Here is a 16955-nt window from a genome sequence, read left to right on the forward strand (position 1 = left end):
AAACCCGTCACTGCTACATCCTCTGAGGGGAGGACACCATGTCGCATCGTAGAAACCTGCTGACGGCGAGCATCATCGCCGGACTCTGTTGTGTTACCAGCATCGCCGCCGCGCAAGACGCGACGCCGCCGCCGGCAAAGCCGCAGACCGCCCAGCAAAAAGCTGAAGCCGCCAAGGCCCAGCAGCTCGAGGGCATCACCGTTACCGGTATCCGCGCCAGTCTCGAGAAGTCTCTCGATACCAAGCGCAATGCCGATGCCATTGTCGAGGCGGTCACCGCTGAGGACATCGGCAAGTTCCCGAACACCAACGTCGCCGAAGCGATGACGCAGATCCCGGGCGTCACGATCGACCGTCAGTTCGGCCAGGGCGACCGCGTCTCCGTCGACGGCACCGATCCCAGCCTCAACCTTACCTTCCTCAACGGCCAGGCGATCTCGCAGACGCCGTGGCAGTACGGTGCGCAGCCGAACCGCGGCTTCGATTTCACCATGCTCGCGCCGGAAATCATCGGTCGCCTGGAAGTCTACAAGTCGCCCGAAGCGCGCCTGACCGAAGGCAGCCTCGGCGGTACGATCCTGCTGCATACGCTGGAACCGCTCGACCTGCCGGCCAACACGGTGCGCGGTTCGTTCGGCCTGAACTACAACGACCAGGGCAGTGGCGGCTCGCGCCCCACCGCGTCGGCGTTGTACAGCTGGAAGAACACGTCCAACACCTTCGGTGTGATCGCTTCGGCGCAGCATTACGAAGAGAAGATCGACCGCCAGGGCCTGGAAATCTTCAGCTACAGCCCTGTCTCGAAGTGGGCGTCGAGCCCCGCCGTCGCCGCAGGCATCGCCAACGGTTCGCTCAATCCGAACGCCAAGGTGCCCGACGAGGTCAACTCCGCCTGGTTCCAGCAGAACCGCAAGCGCGATACCGCGACTCTCGGTTTCCAGCTGCGTCCGACGGATAACTGGGATATCAATCTCAACAGCCTGTTCATCCGCGAGAACTTCGACAACTGGAACCAGTCGATGTACCCGTTCACGGGTAATGCGCCTGGCAACGTGACCAGCTTCACCCAGGGGCCGAATGGCGTCGTCACCGGCGGCCATGTCTGCGGTAACGACAATCCGGGTTGCCCGGCCATCGGCCCGACCCTGATGGACAGCAACGTCCGCAAGTCCGTGGTCCGCACGGCGGCGTTCGACCTGAAGTCGACGTATCACGGCGACGGTTGGAGCCTGGGCGGCGCGGCTGGCTACAGCAAGGCCCGCAATGACAATATCTCGCAGGCGGTGATCGAACCGCAGTACGCGGGCGGCTATACGTGGGACATCAACCACGGCTTCAACTTCGACAGCCCCGCGGCGGCAAAGAATCCGGCCAACTGGCACATGGGTGACGCGGACGGCCTTGGTGGCTGGCCGGGTAACTACGGCTCCTACAGCGCGGATTCGCGTGACACGTATGCCCAGCTCGATTTCAGCAAGGACTTCGACAACTTCTTCAACGAGTTGCAGGTCGGCTATCGTTGGAACCGCCACGAAGAAGGCATGAACGCGCACGTCTACGGCGGTAATGGTCCGATCTCGCTCGCGGATCTCGGCACCGACGGTCTCACCAATGTCCTCGGCAGCGTGGGTGGCTGGGATGGCTCCTCGCAGCACGTCAGCGCCGATCCCAACGCGCAGTACGCCTGGGTTCGCGGCACCAATGGCGGTAACGAAGATCCGGGTACGTTCCTCAACGGCACGTACAAGCTCATCGAGAAGACCAACGCGGCCTACGCACAGCTGAACTTCGCCGGTGGCGATTTCCACGGCAACCTGGGCATGCGTTACGTCGATACCAAGACCGACGGCTTCGGCTACAACTACTCGGGCGCCCCGGTGCTTCCCGCTCCCGTTGGCAGCTACCAGCAGGCGTCGCAGACCAGCAAGAACTGGCTGCCGTCGCTCAACGTAGCCTATGACGTGGCCGAGGACGTGATCCTGCGCTTCGCCGCCGCCAAGGTCATCGCTCGCGCGCCTTACAACATGCAGGTCAACAACCTGTTCCTCAACGACACCGTGCTGACTGGCTCCGGCGGCACGCCGGACCTCAAGCCGTTCAAGTCGAAGAACTTCTCGCTTTCCGGCGAATGGTACTTCGCACCGCAGTCGTACTTCGCGATCACCGGCTTCTACAAGAAGATCGACGATTACGTCTTCCAGGACGTGGTCCAGGAACAGCACTTCAACTCGGCGACCTCCACCGATCCCGTCCAGTTCGCCAAGGAACTCGCGGCGGGCCTGTGCACGGCTGACGGCTTCTGTACCTACGACATCTCCCGCCCGGCCAACGTCGGCTCCGGCAAGGTCAGGGGCGGCAACGCCAGCTTCCAGCAGGCCTTCTGGGATACCGGTTTCGGCGTCACGGCGAACTACACGTACGCCAAGGGCACGCTCGATTCGGGTGGCCAGCTGCCGTACAACTCGAAGAATGCGTACTCCATCAGCCCGTACTACGAGTTCGGCCCGTTCAGTGCCCGCATCAACTACAACTGGCGTAGCGCGTACCTCGCCGGTGGCTACGTGGCCGGTGCGCCGCCCGCAACCACCGAGGCTTACGCCGATCTCGGCGCAACGCTGGGCTGGAAGCTCAACAAGCAGGTGTCGTTCACGCTCTCGGGCATGAACCTCGCCAACGAACAGTACAAGCAGTACATCGGCACGAAGGACTTGCCGGTTGCGAAGTACACCACGGGTCGCCGCTACATGGCCTCGGTGCATTTCGACCTCTGATAAAGCGTCATGGATCAGCGGCCAGGGAAGGCCGCAAACCCCTCGAAGCTTCATTCCCCACGGGCCCGACTAATCATTATCGGGCCCGCTTTTTTTGGTTCTTCGCGGATTACCGGGGACCGCGCGCGCTCGGCTTCACCGTCGCTCTCTACACCTGGGCGTCTCGCGGGGGAGACCTTGGTGCCCACCCTCGCTGCTCAGACAGTCCTCCGCGTTCGACAAGGAAAGGCCGCTCACGCGGCCCATGTATCTATCTGGCCTACGGCCGCTCCACTTGTGCGGAACTCGCCTCGAGGGTGGACACCAAGGTCTCTCACGACGATACGGTGGAGTGGAAGGAGAGCCGTCACGTGGCGCCGTCGTCGGCCCCGACCGACGATGCTGCCGCGCGCTTTGGCTCGGCCCACGCGAACCTCAGCGCTCGGGAGAGTCTTCGGTGCCCACCCTCGAGGCGAGTTCCGCACAAGTGGAGCGGCCGTAGGCCAATGAGAACACGGGCCGCGCAGCGGCCTTTCCGGTACGAAACGCGGAGGACTGTCTGAGCAGCGAGGGTGGGCACCGAAGGCTCTGCACCGGTACGTCCCCTGAATTCCGTGAAGAACCTTTTTTTGGGGCTGTCAGAGCAAACCCAGGTTGGCCATCGACGTGGGCTCGCCATGGCCGATCACGAGGTGGTCGAGCACGCGGATGTCCATCAGGCGCAGCGCGTCCACCAGTACCCGCGTGATTTCACGATCGGCCCGGCTGGGCTCGGCCACCCCCGACGGGTGATTGTGAGCAAGGATGACCGCACTTGCCCGGTGACGAAGGCAGGCCCTGACCACCTCCCGCGGATACACGCTGGCACCGTCGATCGTGCCGCGGAAAAGTTCTTCATAGGCCAGCACGCGGTGGCGGGTATCCAGGAACAGGCAGGCAAACACCTCGTGAGGGAGATGACGCAGCCGCGCCCGGAAGTACTCCGCGCTGTCGGTAGGGCTCTCGATATGCGGAAGCTCGGCGAGGCTTTCACCCAGCGAGCGCCGTGCAAGTTCCAGCGCGGCGACGATGCGCGCCCGCTTGGCGGGGCCGACTCCACTGACACGAGGCAGGTGGTCAGGATCGGCGAGCAGTCGCCCAAGGCTGCCGGCCTGACCGAGCAGGGCCCGGCCGGTGGCGACGGCGTCGCAGCCCGCCGTGCCGTGACCAAGCAGCACGGCAATGAGTTCGGCGTCGGACAAGGCGGCCACACCGTGGGCCAGCAGGCGCTCGCGCGGCCGCTCGCTTTCCGGCCACTGATGGATCGGCCGTGGCCGGTATGTCCCCCGCTTCATAAGATCGTGCTTCCTGTCCTGCCCCATGTGTGGAGCCCGACGACCAACTTAGGGTTGTGGGTGTTGCCTTGGCGATAGAACGATTCTGAAAAAAAGGGCTGCCTGAAATCCGTTAAGCTAACTGGCCCCCCGAAGCAGTGTCGTTCCGCCATGAGTCTTCGCCAGCGTCGCATCCTGATTGGCGTAACCGGTGGTATCGCCGCTTACAAGATCTGCGAGCTCGTTCGTCGCCTTCGCGATCTCGACGCCGACGTGCGCGTCGTCATGACCGAAGGGGCGACCCATTTCGTCACCCCTACGACCTTCCAGGCGCTCTCGGGACAACCGGTGCGCGTCAGCCTGTGGGACGAGGCCGGCGAAGCCGCGATGGGTCATATCGAACTGGCGAAGTGGGCGGAGCGCGTACTCATCGCACCGGCCAGTGCCGACACCATCGCGCGGCTCGCGCACGGCTTCGCCGACGACCTGCTATCGACGGTCGTGCTCGCCACCGCGGCACCGGTCTACATCGCCCCTGCCATGAACCAGCAGATGTGGGCGAACCTGGCGGTGCAGGCGAACGTCGGCACGTTGCGTGTCCGCGGCGTGGGGATCCTTGGGCCGGCTGATGGTGACCAGGCCTGCGGGGATATCGGCTCCGGGCGAATGCTCGAGCCCCACGAGTTGCGCGACATCCTGGTCGCTTCGTTCGGTGAGCAGCCGCTCCGCGGCCGCCGGGTGCTGGTCAGCGCCGGCCCCACGTACGAGGACATCGACCCCGTACGCTTTATCGGCAACCGCAGTTCCGGACGCATGGGGTTTGCCGTCGCCATGGCCGCTCGCGATGCGGGTGCCGAGGTTACCCTGGTGGCTGGCCCGGTTTCGCTTCCGACGCCCGCGGGCGTGAACCGGATCGACGTGCGTAGCGCCCGCCAGATGCAGGAGATCCTGCTCAAGGCCGCCGCCGGCACCGATATCTACATTGGCGCGGCGGCCGTCGGCGATTACCGCCCGGTGGACACCGCCGACCACAAGCTGAAGAAGACCGACGGTAGCCCGCTTCGCCTCGACCTGGCGGAGAACCCCGACATCATCGCGTCGCTGGCGGCGCTCCCCGATCGCCCGTACCTGGTCGGCTTCGCGGCAGAGACGAACGAGCTCGCCGCATACGCGCAGGACAAACTGCGTCGCAAGGGCATCGACATGATCGCGGCCAACGAGGTTGGCCCGGGACGCGGTTTCGAAGTGGCGGAGAACGCGTTGCAGTTGTACTGGCGCGACGGCGGCGCCGCACTGCCCCATATGCCCAAGACCGAGCTGGCGCGCCAGCTGGTCGCGCACATCGCGCAACATTTTCTCGCAGGCATCGGAACCTGAGCCTTGATCGACATTGAACTGAAGATTCTCGACGCCCGCCTGGGCGACACCATTCCCCTGCCTGAGCCCGCCACCGACGGTAGCGCGGGCATGGACCTGCGGGCGGCGGTCGACGTGCCGGTGACGCTGGCGCCGGGCGACAGCCTGCTGGTGCCGACGGGTCTTGCCATCCATATTGGTGACCCGGCCTGGTGTGCGCTGATCGTGCCGCGGTCCGGCCTGGGCCATAAACAGGGCCTGGTCATGGGCAACCTGGTCGGCGTTATCGACGCCGATTACCAGGGACCCCTGATGATTTCGTGCTGGAATCGCGGAAACGCGGTATTGACCATCACACCGGGTGACCGGATTGCGCAATTATTGCTGGTGCCGGTGGGACGGGCACGTTTGCGCGTCGTCGACGGGTTCACCCCTTCGCTGCGGGGCGAGGGTGGATTCGGTTCGACGGGCATTGGCTGACAGGCGACGGGAGCAAGGGGCAGCATGGGGCGTAACGAGGGAGGGGCGAAGCGGGGGCTTCGCATCGATATGCGACGTCTGCTGCCGTTGATCGGCGCCACGTTGCTGATCGTCGGCGGCGCGTTCTGTGCCTGGCAGGCATGGCTGATCGCCGACGAAACCGACGCGGCGGAGCGCACGCGCGCGGCGCAGCGCCAGGCCGTGCACGACCTCGGCGAGGCGTATGCCGCGCGGCACAACCAGCTCATGCGGGCCCTGGCCGATCCGGACGTCGCGACGGGCATCGACGACCATGTCGCCGCTGCCGCGCGCCTGCGTACGCTGCTTCCGGCCACGTCCGCTATCGAAATCTTCAGTGGTGGCCTGGACGAGGTGGTACGGGCCAACTACCGCGAGTTTGGCTACGCCAAGGCCGCCCAGCTGATGGCGGCGCTCGGCGAGACCGGCGCGCCGCTGGCGTCGAGTTCCATGCACGGTGGTGAGCGTCGGCTTACCGTGGCCGAGCCGGTAAACGTCAGCGGCTCGGTTCGCGCATGGGTCTGGCTCGAATACCCCTTCGACGACATCCACCAGAAGTTCGTGGCATCGTCACCTCCCAGTGGTCGCCTCGAACTACGCCAGGGCAGCGGCCGGGACAGCCTCATGCTGGATGCGGTCGGTTCCCTGGCGGGCGAGATCACGCCGGAAGGCCAGCAGGTTCCCGGAACCTCGCTCTATGTCTTCGCCGCCATGCCGAAGGCCTTCATCGTCATTCCGCACTCCGAGATACTCGCGGTCGTCCTTACCCTGATCGGCATCGGCGGCGGCGTCCTGTTGCTCTGGGCGCGGCGGCGACCCCAGCCCGTGGTCGAAACGGAGCCCGACGAAGTCCTCCTGGTCGACGTGGAACGTAAGCCGCGCTTGCCGCCGGCATCCGGTCCGACCGAGACGAAAGTACCCGCGGCGAAGCCGGTGGCACGCGCGGCGGCGGTGACGCTCGATCCGGCCATCTTCCGCGCTTACGACATCCGCGGCATCGTGGGCACCCAGCTGACCGCCGATATCGCGCGTCGTATCGGCCAGGCCATCGGCGGCCTGATGAACGAACGTGGCCTGCGCGAAATGGTGGTCGGCCGTGACGGTCGCCTGTCGGGCCCCGAGCTTGCGGGGGCCCTGTCGGACGGCCTGCGCGCGGCCGGTATCGACGTGATCGATCTTGGCGCAGTGCCGACGCCCGTGGCTTACTTCGCCGCATTCCACCTCGGTACGGGATGCGCTGTATCGGTCACGGGAAGCCACAACCCTCCGGATCACAACGGCTTCAAGATCGTGGTCGGCGGGGAGACGCTGGCTGAGGGCGCTATTGCCGACCTCCACCGTCGCATCGTCGAGGGCCGTCTCGAGGAAGACGGCCTGGGCACCTGGCGGGAACAGCCGGTCGTCGACGCCTACGTGGCGAAGATTGCCGGCGACGTCTCTGCCGAACGTCGCCTCAAGGTGGTCGTCGATGCCGGCAATGGCGTGGCCGGCGCCGTCGCGCCTCGCGTTCTCGAGGAGATCGGCTGCGAAGTGGTGCCGTTGTACTGCGACGTGGACGGCACGTTCCCGAACCACCACCCCGATCCGTCCGATCCTCGCAACCTCGGCGACCTGATCGCCGCCGTCCATACCATCGGTGCCGATATCGGCATCGCGTTCGACGGAGACGGCGATCGCCTGGGTGTGGTGACAGCCAGTGGCGAGATCATCTACGCCGATCGCTTGCTGATGCTGTTCGCCCAGGACGTGCTTGCACGCAATCCGGGCGCCACGGTGATCTTCGACGTCAAATGTACCGGGCACCTGCGCCGGATCATCCAGGAATCCGCGGGTGCGCCCCTGATGTGGCGCACCGGGCACTCCCTGATCAAGGCGAAGATGCGCGATACCGGTGCCGCGTTGGCCGGTGAGATGAGCGGTCACTTCTTCTTTGCTGACAACAATCGCTGGTATGGCTTCGACGACGGTATCTATGCGGCGGCTCGCCTGCTTGAAATCGTCGCTGGCGACCTCGAGGAGCGCAGCGTCGCGGCCCTTTTCGAGACGCTGCCCACCAGTGTTTCCACGCCCGAACTGCGGCTGCCGATGGAGGAGGGCGCCGCCTTCCGTTTCATCGAAGCGTTCCGTGCGTCCGCCACGTTCGAAGACGCGCGACTCACCACGATCGATGGCATCCGGGTGGATTGGCCCGACGGATGGGGCCTGGTGCGCGCCTCCAACACCTCACCGGCGCTCATGTTCCGCTTCGACGCGGACACGGCCAAGGCGCTGGAGCGCGTAAAGCAGGCTTTCCGCCAGCGCCTGCTGGCGGTCGACCCGAACCTGGTGTTGCCTTTCTGACCGACGGATCAGCCGCCGTTGGCGGCTTTCAGCTGGCGATAGTGCTGCAGCTGGGCATCGATCTTGACCTTGGCGGCGTCCCTGGCCACCTGCTGGCGCTGTAGGGTCGCGCGCAGGGATGCAACGGTGTTGCGCTGTTCGCTGATGCGCTGGGTCAGGTATCCCGGCACCGGCTGCTTGGCCCGCTCCAGGTCGCCGGCTCGCGTGAGCAGGTCGGCCAGTGCCTTCTCCTGTCCCTGCAGGTTGAGGCGAGTGGTGCGCGTGGCCTGTTCGAAGTTCTCCAGCTCGGCATTCTTCGCTGTCATGAACGAAGCCTCGTTGGGATAGGCGTTGAGCATCTGGGCATCGTCGCGCTGGCGCTGTTGCTCGACCTGCATGGCCGCGGCCTTCTGGTCCGCGATCTTCTTCGCCGCAGCTCGCTCATCGGCTGTCATCTGACGGTCCACGTGCCTTACGGTAACGCCCTGCGAGTTGACGACGTCGTAGCCGGCCATCATGGCCTCCGGCGTGAGGCTGTCGCTGAAGTACGAATGCCCTGACGTGTCCTTCCACTTGTAGCGGAAGCCGTTGTTGTTGCTCGTATTGGTGGCGGCAAAGCCGGCTGTGCCTAGGCACAGCATCGCTCCTGCCAGGATGTAACGCACTGCACGCATGGTGTCCCCTCCTGTGGTGGGAGTATAGCCAGCGGGCGGCATGAGGCTATGCAGGAACGACGCGTGGTCCGGCCCCACGTGACGCAGTCGCCGTTTTGCTCAGGCTTTGACGCCGTACTGCTCGCGGTACGCCAGCAGGCGGCCATAGTCGGCGGCCAGCTCGGGCTTCTCGCCCGCGTAGGTCAGGACATCGGCCAGGGTGGCGATCGCAACTACAGGAATGCCGAACTGCGCCGCCACTTCCTGCGCCGCCGACAGGTCGCCCTGTCCACGCTCCTGGCGGTCCAGCGCAATGAGCACGCCCGCCGGCTCCGCGCCCTGCGCCCGGATCAGCTCCAGCGACTCGCGCACTGCCGTGCCCGCCGTCATGACGTCGTCCACGATCAACACGCGGCCCTTCAGTGGCGCGCCGACCAGCATGCCGCCTTCACCATGGGCCTTGGCTTCCTTACGGTTATAGGCCCAGGGCAGGTCACGGTCCTGGGAATCGGCCAGTGCGATGGCGGTCGCGGCGGCCAGGGCGATGCCCTTGTAGGCCGGGCCGAAGAGCATGTCGAACGGCACGGCGGAGCGCGTAGCAGCCTCCGCATAGGAGCGTCCGAGCCGGGCTAGTGCGGCGCCGGAGTCGATCCGGCCCATGTTGAAGAAATACGGGCTGATGCGGCCCGACTTGAGCGTGAATTCGCCGAAGCGAAGAACGTCGCGGGCCAGGGTGAGCTCGATGAATTCGCGCTGGTAATCGTGCACGTCGGTGTCTCTCTCAGGGGTTCCAGGGATGTAACGGGCGCCACAGTACGAATTGCGGTCCCGCCAGTCCGCCATGGTACAGCTCGCCGCTGTCGCGATAGCCCGCTCGGCGATACACGTGCACGGCCGCCTCGTTGCGCACGTTTACCGTGAGCAGGATCCGTTCGCGATCGGGGTGACGTCCGGCGACGTAGGCATGGATGGCGTCGAGCGCGCGTCCGCCGAGGCCTTCGCCCTGTCGACCGGCATCGATCATGAAGCTGCGCAGGGCGACGGCGCCTTCGGCCAGCGGATGTTCGCCCATGGCGGCCGCACGTCTGTCGATGCGCACGTAGCCCACCACGACGCTGTCGACGACCAGGGCCAGCGCCTCACTGCCGGGACACACGGCGACGTCGGCCAGTGAATCCCCGATGCGGCCGACGAAGGGCAACTGCGCGTCCTGCACACGCAGGGCGAGCACGCCGGGCCTGACGTCGGTATCCAGGGGCAACACGCGAATGGCACTATTCATGCCGCCATTATGAGCCCGGTATGATGGGGGGATTCGCCAAACGCACCCCAAGGTCCCATGCGCATCATCTCGCTGAACGCCAACGGTATCCGCTCCGCCGCCACCAAGGGCGTCTTCGAATGGCTGCGTGCCCAGGACGCCGACGTCGTCTGCCTGCAGGAAACCAAGGCGCAGGAAGCCCAGCTGATCGACCCGATGTTCCGTCCGGACGGTCACCACTGCTTCTACCACGATGCCCGCAGCAAGAAGGGCTACAGCGGCGTCGCCATCTATTCGAAGCGTGAGCCGGACGAGGTGCGCGTTTCCCTGGGGCGCGAGGATTTCGACTGCGAGGGGCGCTATATCGAAGCGCGCTTCGGCAACCTCAGCGTCGTTTCCTTCTACATTCCATCAGGGTCGTCGGGCGACGAGCGGCAGCAGTACAAGTTCCGCGTCATGGAATGGCTCACGCCCATCCTTCGCGAGTGGGCGGCCAGTGGCCGTGAATACGTGCTGTGCGGCGACTGGAACATCGTCCACACCAGGAACGACATCAAGAACTGGACCTCCAACCAGAAGAATTCCGGCTGCCTCCCCGAAGAGCGCGCGTGGCTCGACCTGCTGTTCAAGGAGATCGGCTGGGTGGACAGCTTCCGCGCGATCAAGCCCGACGCGGTGGAATACACCTGGTGGTCCAACCGTGGCGCGGCGCGTGCAAACAACGTGGGTTGGCGCATCGACTACCAGATCGTGACGCCGGGCATGGGTGCCCGCGCGCGTGACTGCTCGATCTATCGCGACGAACGCTTCTCCGACCATGCGCCGTTTACCGTGGACTACGCCGAGTGACCCAAGCCGCCGGGGTAGCCCGCTACAAAGGGCTGCGGGGCGTGGCCGCGGCGTTCGCCCAGCCGGGTGCGGTCACCATGCTGTTCTTCGGCCTTGCTTCGGGCCTGCCGTTCCTGCTCGTCGGCAATACGCTCTCTGCCTGGCTGAAGGAATCGGGCGTGGACTACGGCGCCATCGGTCTGGCGAGCTATGTCACCTTCAGCTACAACTTCAAGTTCCTCTGGGCGCCCCTGGTAGACCGCTTCCGCCTGCCCTTGTTCTGCCGGCTCGGCCAGCGCCGCGGTTGGCTGATGTTCGCGCTGCTGCTGCTGGCGGCGGGCTTGCTGTCGATGGCCTTCATGCCGCCCACCGCATCGCTGCCGAACTTCGTCGGCGCCACCCTTCTGGCCGCCTTTGCCGGCGCGACGATCGATATCGTCGTGGATGCATATCGTGTCGAGATCGCCCCGCCGGAAGCGCAGGGGGCCCTGGCCGCCACCTATACGCTCGGCTATCGGTTCGGCCTCATTGCCAGCGGCGCGGGCATCCTGCTGATCGCCGACCAGGTGGGTTGGCAGCGCGGATACATGGCGATCTGCCTGTTGTTGATCGTACCCATCGTCACCGTGCTGATCGCTCGCGAGCCCGAGCACCGCGTACGCGAACGCGTGCCGCTGCGCGTTGCCGTGCAGGAAGGCTTCGTCGGTCCGTTCCGCGACTTCTTCTCGCGTTACGGCATGGGGCTGGCGCTGGGTCTGCTCCTGTTCGTCGCCCTGTTCCGCTTGCCCGACCAGATGCTCGGCGTCATGGCCTATCCGTTCTATCTCGATGCGGGCTTTACCAAGACCCAGATCGCGGAAGTGTCGAAGGTGTATGGCGTCATCATCGGCATCGCCGGTGCCCTGCTCGGTGGTTGGGCGGTCACCCGCTTCGAGATGCGCCGCCTGCTTGTTATCGCTGCCCTGGGCGTGGCGCTCTCGAACATGCTGTACCTGCTGATGGCGCAGAACCCGGGCCAGACCTGGGCATTCGTAGCGACACTCTCGGGCGACAACTTCGCGCAAGGTTTTGCGGGTCCGGTTCTGGTTGCTTTCATGTCCGGCCTGGTCAATCGCAGCTTCACCGCCACGCAATACGCGTTGCTCAGCTCGCTGGCCAACCTGCCCGGCAAGCTGATCGGCGGGATGTCGGGGTTCCTCGTCAAAGACTCCGGCTATTCGGCGCTATTCGTCATCAGCACGGTCTCGATCGTGCCCACCCTGATCGTCCTGGCCCTGCTCTGGCGGCGCCTGCCGACCCCAACGGACAGGCCGTAAGGCCAGCACAACGCGCGGCCGAAACTGTGTAAGATCTGCCGCACAGGGGGCATGCGCGAGGAGGTAACGCACGTGCCAGATATCGTGGTGCGACACATCGACGAGCAGATGGCCGAGCGAATCAAGACGCTCGCGCGCGAACGCCGCTGGTCGATCAATGAGGTGATCCTGCATGCGCTGCGCTATGGCCTTGGCCTCAGTGCAGGCGACGTGTTCAGCGAGCTGTTGCTGCAGCCCGGCGATATCGCGCACCTGACCGGGGCGTGGGATGCCGAAGAGCAGGCCGCTTTCCAGGAAGCGCTGGCGGCACTCGCCCAGGCGTCACCCTCTACCCTTGCGGATGCGGCCCAGCGCCAGGCGAGCGTCCCCGATGAATCGTTCTGAGGCTCAGGGCGCCGCGTAGAGCGCGCCCAGCAGGCGCGGGCCACGTGCGCCCGTGACGCTTGCCAGGTTGCCCGGCTCGCCGCGAAGGCGGCGATAGGCCAGCCAGGCGAAGGCCATGGCTTCCATGAAGTCCGGATCGATGCCGAACACCGAACTCGTGACCAACTCGCGTCCAGGCAAGCGCTCGGCGAGTGCACGCATCAGGGCCGCGTTGTGCACGCCACCACCGCACGCGACGACATCACTGGCGTCGCCGGCGTGGCGCTCGATGGCATCGGCGATCGATACCGCGCTCAGTGCCAGCAGGGTGGCCTGGACATCTTCCGGCGTGTTGTCGGCCACGCGGGGATGCGTGTCCAGCCAGGTCAGGTGAAAGTGTTCGCGGCCCGTGCTCTTCGGCGGCGGCAGGACGAAGTACGCGTCGTCCAGCAGCTCCGCGAGCAGCGTCGCATCGACGCTTCCCGACGCCGCGAAGCGACCGTCGCGGTCGAAGGCTTCGCCACGGTGACGCAGGCACCACGCGTCCATGAGCCCGTTCGCCGGACCCGTATCGAAACCGGTGACGTCGCCGGCAGCGGACAACCGCGTGACATTGGCGATGCCGCCAAGGTTGAGCACCACGCGCGCGCCATTCTCCGGCCGCAGCACCGTGGCATGGAATGCCGGGACCAGGGGTGCGCCCTGGCCACCCGCCGCCACGTCGGCGCGTCGGAAGTCGGCAATCGTGTCGATGCCGCAGCGCTCGGCGATGACCGAAGGGTCGCCGATCTGAAGAGTGAAGGGCAGGGGGCCGTCGGGCCGGTGCCGGATGGTCTGGCCGTGCGAACCGATGGCCGCCACGGCCGTGTGCGAGACCTTCGCCTTTGCGAGCACCGCCTGCGCCGCGTCGGTGAAGGCGTGGGCGACGGCGACGTCGAGTCGGCCGTAGTCGTCCAGGGCAAGTCGGTCTTCATCCTGGGCGACGGCAAGGATGCGTCGGCGCAGGGTGTCGTCCCAGGGATGCGTGAGCCCGGCCACGAGGGATGGGCGCCCTTCGTCGAAGCGGACCAGCGCGGCGTCGATGCCGTCCGCACTGGTTCCGGAAATAAGGCCCAGGTAGAGGCCGTCGGTGGTCGGCACGAATCAGTCGTCGCCGCGCGAAGCGGTATCGGCGCGCGCGAGCTTCGTGTTGTTGTCGACCTGGTTGAGGCGGGCCAGTTGCGGACCGACAACCTCTTTCTTGAACTTCGCCAGCTGGGCGGCCGGCAAGGGCTCCGGCTTCGGCAGGGTCACCGTCTGCGGATCGCGCTGCACATTGTTGACGCGGAATTCGTAGTGCAGGTGCGGGCCGGTGGCCAGGCCGGTCATGCCGACGAAACCGATGGTGCTGCCCTGGCTCACGCGCTGGCCAACGCGCAGGTTGGCGAAGCGTGACATGTGGCCGTAGGCGGTGCTGATCGTTGCGTTGTGCTGGATGACCACGAAGTTTCCGTAACCATTCATCCAGCCACGGAACTTGACTACGCCATCGCCCGCGGCATGGATCGGGGTGCCGGTCGGCGCGGCATAGTCGACGCCCTTGTGTGCGCGCATCGTGCCGAGGATCGGGTGCATGCGACCGGCGCTGAACTGCGAGGAGATACGCGTGAAGTCGACCGGAATGCGCAGGAAGGAGCCGGTGAGCGGGCGACCTTCCTCGCTGAAGTAGCTCCACTTGCCGTCGCTGTTCTTGAAGCGGTAAGCCGTATAGCGCTTGCCCTGGTTGACGAACTCGGCGGCGACGATGTCGCCTTCGCGAAGGTACGACCCGTCGCTGTAGACATCGTCATAGATAACGGTGAAGTTGTCGCCGACACGCAGGTCCTGCACGAAGTCGATGTCGAACTTGAACACCTCGGCCAGCTTGAGGACCATCGCATTGCTCATGCCGGCCTTGGAGGCCGCGCCGAACAGCGAGCTGTCGATGTCGCCATGAGCGATGTGCTCGCGACGCTGCACATCGCGGGTCTTCGTGGTGAGCTGGGCAGTTGCGCCGTCGAGACGCAGGGTGGCGATGTTCGCCTCGTCCTGGTCGAAGCGCACACCCTTGAGCGTGTGGTCGCCGCCGACCAGAAACTGGAACTCCTGGCCCGGCTTGATCTGATGAAAGACCCTGGTGCCGCCCGAGCCGTCGATCACGTGCTGCAGGTCGGTCATCGACAGGCCCTGGGCCAGGAAGATGTCGGCGAGGGTCTCGCCCGGGTGCACTTGCACGGTCTGCCATTCCTCGACGGGAGCGATCGGCTTGATCGCTGCCGGGTCCATCTTCGGCAAGGCCAGCGGGACGATGGCGTGGTCGAAGGGATCCGCGGAGACCAGGGGCGTCGCGATGGCAGAGGACCTTGCGGCGGCGCCCGGTGCCGAGGTGACCGACGACGACTTCATGGCGCCGGCCCAGGCCGGAATCACGAGGGCGGAAAGGATGACAAGAAGAAAGGCCGTACCCGCGAGAATCCAGCGCTCTCGCGACCAGCTCAGCGGCTCCGACGACGCATTTCGACTGAACGACCAATGCGCCCGGCTATCGTAGAAGTGCGAATGACGACGCTGCGCCTTGCGACGGATAGCTTGCTTGCGGGCACTGTGCGCGCCTCTGTTCTCATCAGCCATTGTCTTTCTAGTATCCGCTCGCCCCGAGTTGTCGCGTACCATAACGGCCTCGCGCAAACGGCGTCAACGCCTTTCCCATCAAGGCTTTGCATCGCATCTTTGGGTTAACGCACAATTAACCTCCACGGCGTCTTCACACACAAATGTGAAGGTCGTCGGCCAACGACTACCAGAGAGAAAGCATGAACGAGCTGGACCAGGCCCTGGCGCTGATCGCACGCGGCGCAGACGAGATCATCAAGAAGGACGACCTCGAAGCCAGGCTCAAGACGGGCCGCCCCCTGCGCATCAAGGCCGGGTTCGACCCGACGGCCCCCGACCTGCACCTGGGCCATACCGTCCTGCTCAACAAGATGCGCCAGTTCCAGGATCTCGGCCATCAGGTCATCTTCCTGATTGGCGACTTCACCGGCATGATCGGCGATCCCACCGGCAAGAACGTCACCCGCAAGCCACTCACCCGTGAAGACGTGCTGGCCAATGCCGAGACCTACGCCGAGCAGGTGTTCAAGGTGCTCGACCGGGAAAAGACCGAGCTGCGCTTCAATTCCGAGTGGTTCGGCAAGATGGGCGCGGCGGACATGATTCGCCTGGCCGCCCAGCACACCGTGGCCCGCATGCTCGAGCGCGATGACTTCGCCAAGCGCTACAAGTCGGAGCAGCCCATCGCCATCCATGAATTCCTCTATCCCCTGGTCCAGGGTTACGACTCCGTGGCGCTGGAATGCGACGTGGAGCTCGGCGGTACCGACCAGAAGTTCAACCTGCTCATGGGCCGGGCCCTGCAGGAGCACCATGGCCAGCCGCCGCAGATCGTCCTGACCATGCCGCTGCTGGAAGGCCTGGACGGGGTCAACAAGATGTCCAAGTCGCTGGGCAACTACATAGGTATCAACGAGCCGGCCATCGATATGGTCACCAAGACCATGAAGATCGGCGACGACCTCATGTGGCGGTGGTTCGAGCTGCTCAGCTTCGATGTCTCCATGGATGACATCGCCCGGATGAAGGAAGAGATCGCCTCGGGCGCGTTGAACCCCCGCGACGCCAAGCTGCGCCTGGCTCGCGAACTGACCACGCGCTTCCACGACGCAGCGGCCGCTGAGCAGGCGATCGCGGGCTGGCATGCCGTCGTGCGGGGGGAGGGCGATACCAGCCTGCTTCCTCTGACGGATATCGAAACGCCTGCCGAAGGTTTCCGCCTGGCGGGGCTCCTCACCGCCGCGGGCGTCACGCCGAGCAATTCAGAGGCAAGCCGGAAGCTCAAGGAGCGTGCGGTACGTATCGATGGCGAGGTGGTCGACGACGCTTCGCGGGTCTTCACGGCCGGATTTGAGGGCGTGCTGCAGGTCGGCAAAAGAAATTTCGCCCGTATCCGCCTGATTTAACGTCGCTTTCAAAAAAGATTCACAAAAAGGCTTGCAGGGGTCTCAGGAATCGGTATTATTCGCCTCCCGCAGCGGCCCACGTCGAAAGACGAACGCTTCGGCAGCTATATCGCTTCGGCGACAACCTCGAAAAAAAGATTCACGAGGGTGTTGACGGAAACGAAAAACGATATAGAATGGGCGGCTCACTAGGACGAAATGTCCTGACGCAGAAAGCGAAATGCCTCTGCGGAGCGAACAAGATCTTTGACAGTGTGCGCA

At 65.1% G+C, this 16955-nt stretch carries 14 protein-coding genes; 8 read left to right on the plus strand and 6 right to left on the minus strand.

Annotated features, from left to right (window positions below):
* Positions 1–38: 38 nt before the first annotated feature.
* Entirely contained in the window at positions 39–2771 is a 2733-nt protein-coding gene (locus VGN46_RS05245) for a TonB-dependent receptor (RefSeq protein WP_331641361.1), read from the plus strand.
* A gap of 617 nt (positions 2772–3388) precedes the next feature.
* Here the strand turns inward: VGN46_RS05245 and radC are convergent.
* Entirely contained in the window at positions 3389–4084 is a 696-nt protein-coding gene (gene radC, locus VGN46_RS05250; RefSeq protein WP_331641363.1) for a RadC family protein, read from the minus strand.
* Positions 4085–4234: 150 nt separating this feature from the next.
* On the opposite strand from radC, the gene coaBC reads away from it, so the two are divergent.
* From coaBC to VGN46_RS05265, 3 genes are all read left to right on the plus strand, one after another.
* Positions 4235–5440 carry a bifunctional phosphopantothenoylcysteine decarboxylase/phosphopantothenate--cysteine ligase CoaBC gene (gene coaBC, locus VGN46_RS05255; protein WP_331641365.1) on the plus strand — a complete coding sequence of 402 codons (1206 nt, stop codon included), beginning with the start codon at positions 4235–4237 and terminating at the stop codon, positions 5438–5440.
* A 3-nt stretch (positions 5441–5443) separates the two neighbouring features.
* Positions 5444–5899 (plus strand): dUTP diphosphatase, encoded by a 456-nt coding sequence (dut, locus tag VGN46_RS05260; protein ID WP_331641367.1) that lies wholly within the window; start codon positions 5444–5446, stop codon positions 5897–5899.
* Positions 5900–5968: 69 nt separating this feature from the next.
* Complete coding sequence (locus VGN46_RS05265) at positions 5969–8257, plus strand: phosphomannomutase/phosphoglucomutase (RefSeq protein WP_331641369.1); 2289 nt, start codon at positions 5969–5971, stop codon at positions 8255–8257.
* 8 nt (positions 8258–8265) lie between these two features.
* On the opposite strand, the gene VGN46_RS05270 is transcribed toward VGN46_RS05265, so the two are convergent.
* The 3 genes from VGN46_RS05270 to VGN46_RS05280 all read right to left on the minus strand — a co-directional run bounded on the left by VGN46_RS05270 (position 8266) and on the right by VGN46_RS05280 (position 10171).
* Positions 8266–8910 carry a DUF4124 domain-containing protein gene (locus VGN46_RS05270; RefSeq protein ID WP_331641371.1) on the minus strand — a complete coding sequence of 215 codons (645 nt, stop codon included), beginning with the start codon at positions 8908–8910 and terminating at the stop codon, positions 8266–8268.
* Between the two features lie 99 nt (positions 8911–9009).
* A complete protein-coding gene (gene pyrE / locus VGN46_RS05275) occupies positions 9010–9657 on the minus strand; it encodes an orotate phosphoribosyltransferase (protein WP_331641373.1) in 648 nt (215 codons plus the stop codon).
* Between the two features lie 13 nt (positions 9658–9670).
* On the minus strand, positions 9671–10171 hold the full coding sequence (locus tag VGN46_RS05280) for a GNAT family N-acetyltransferase (RefSeq protein WP_107913452.1): 501 nt from the start codon (positions 10169–10171) through the stop codon (positions 9671–9673).
* A gap of 57 nt (positions 10172–10228) precedes the next feature.
* Here VGN46_RS05280 and VGN46_RS05285 point away from each other — a divergent pair, with 57 nt between their 5' ends.
* The 3 genes from VGN46_RS05285 (at position 10229) to VGN46_RS05295 (ending at position 12678) form a co-directional block, all read left to right on the plus strand.
* Positions 10229–10999, plus strand: a complete 771-nt coding sequence (locus VGN46_RS05285; RefSeq protein WP_107913451.1) for an exodeoxyribonuclease III — start codon at positions 10229–10231, stop codon at positions 10997–10999.
* Entirely contained in the window at positions 10996–12294 is a 1299-nt protein-coding gene (locus VGN46_RS05290) for an AmpG family muropeptide MFS transporter (RefSeq protein WP_331641379.1), read from the plus strand. Before VGN46_RS05285 ends, VGN46_RS05290 begins: the two co-directional genes overlap by 4 nt.
* A 72-nt stretch (positions 12295–12366) precedes the next feature.
* On the plus strand, positions 12367–12678 hold the full coding sequence (locus VGN46_RS05295; protein WP_107913711.1) for a hypothetical protein: 312 nt from the start codon (positions 12367–12369) through the stop codon (positions 12676–12678).
* A gap of 3 nt (positions 12679–12681) precedes the next feature.
* Here VGN46_RS05295 and VGN46_RS05300 read toward each other — a convergent pair whose 3' ends face one another.
* Both VGN46_RS05300 and VGN46_RS05305 read right to left on the minus strand, forming a co-directional pair.
* Positions 12682–13797 (minus strand): anhydro-N-acetylmuramic acid kinase, encoded by a 1116-nt coding sequence (locus tag VGN46_RS05300; RefSeq protein ID WP_331641381.1) that lies wholly within the window; start codon positions 13795–13797, stop codon positions 12682–12684.
* 3 nt (positions 13798–13800) lie between these two features.
* A complete protein-coding gene (locus tag VGN46_RS05305) occupies positions 13801–15306 on the minus strand; it encodes an OapA family protein (protein WP_331641383.1) in 1506 nt (501 codons plus the stop codon).
* Between the two features lie 182 nt (positions 15307–15488).
* Here VGN46_RS05305 and tyrS point away from each other — a divergent pair, with 182 nt between their 5' ends.
* On the plus strand, positions 15489–16694 hold the full coding sequence (gene tyrS, locus VGN46_RS05310) for a tyrosine--tRNA ligase (protein ID WP_107913448.1): 1206 nt from the start codon (positions 15489–15491) through the stop codon (positions 16692–16694).
* The last annotated feature ends 261 nt before the right edge of the window (positions 16695–16955 follow it).

The sequence above is a fragment of the Luteibacter sp. genome (assembly GCF_036500425.1).
GTDB lineage: Bacteria > Pseudomonadota > Gammaproteobacteria > Xanthomonadales > Rhodanobacteraceae > Luteibacter.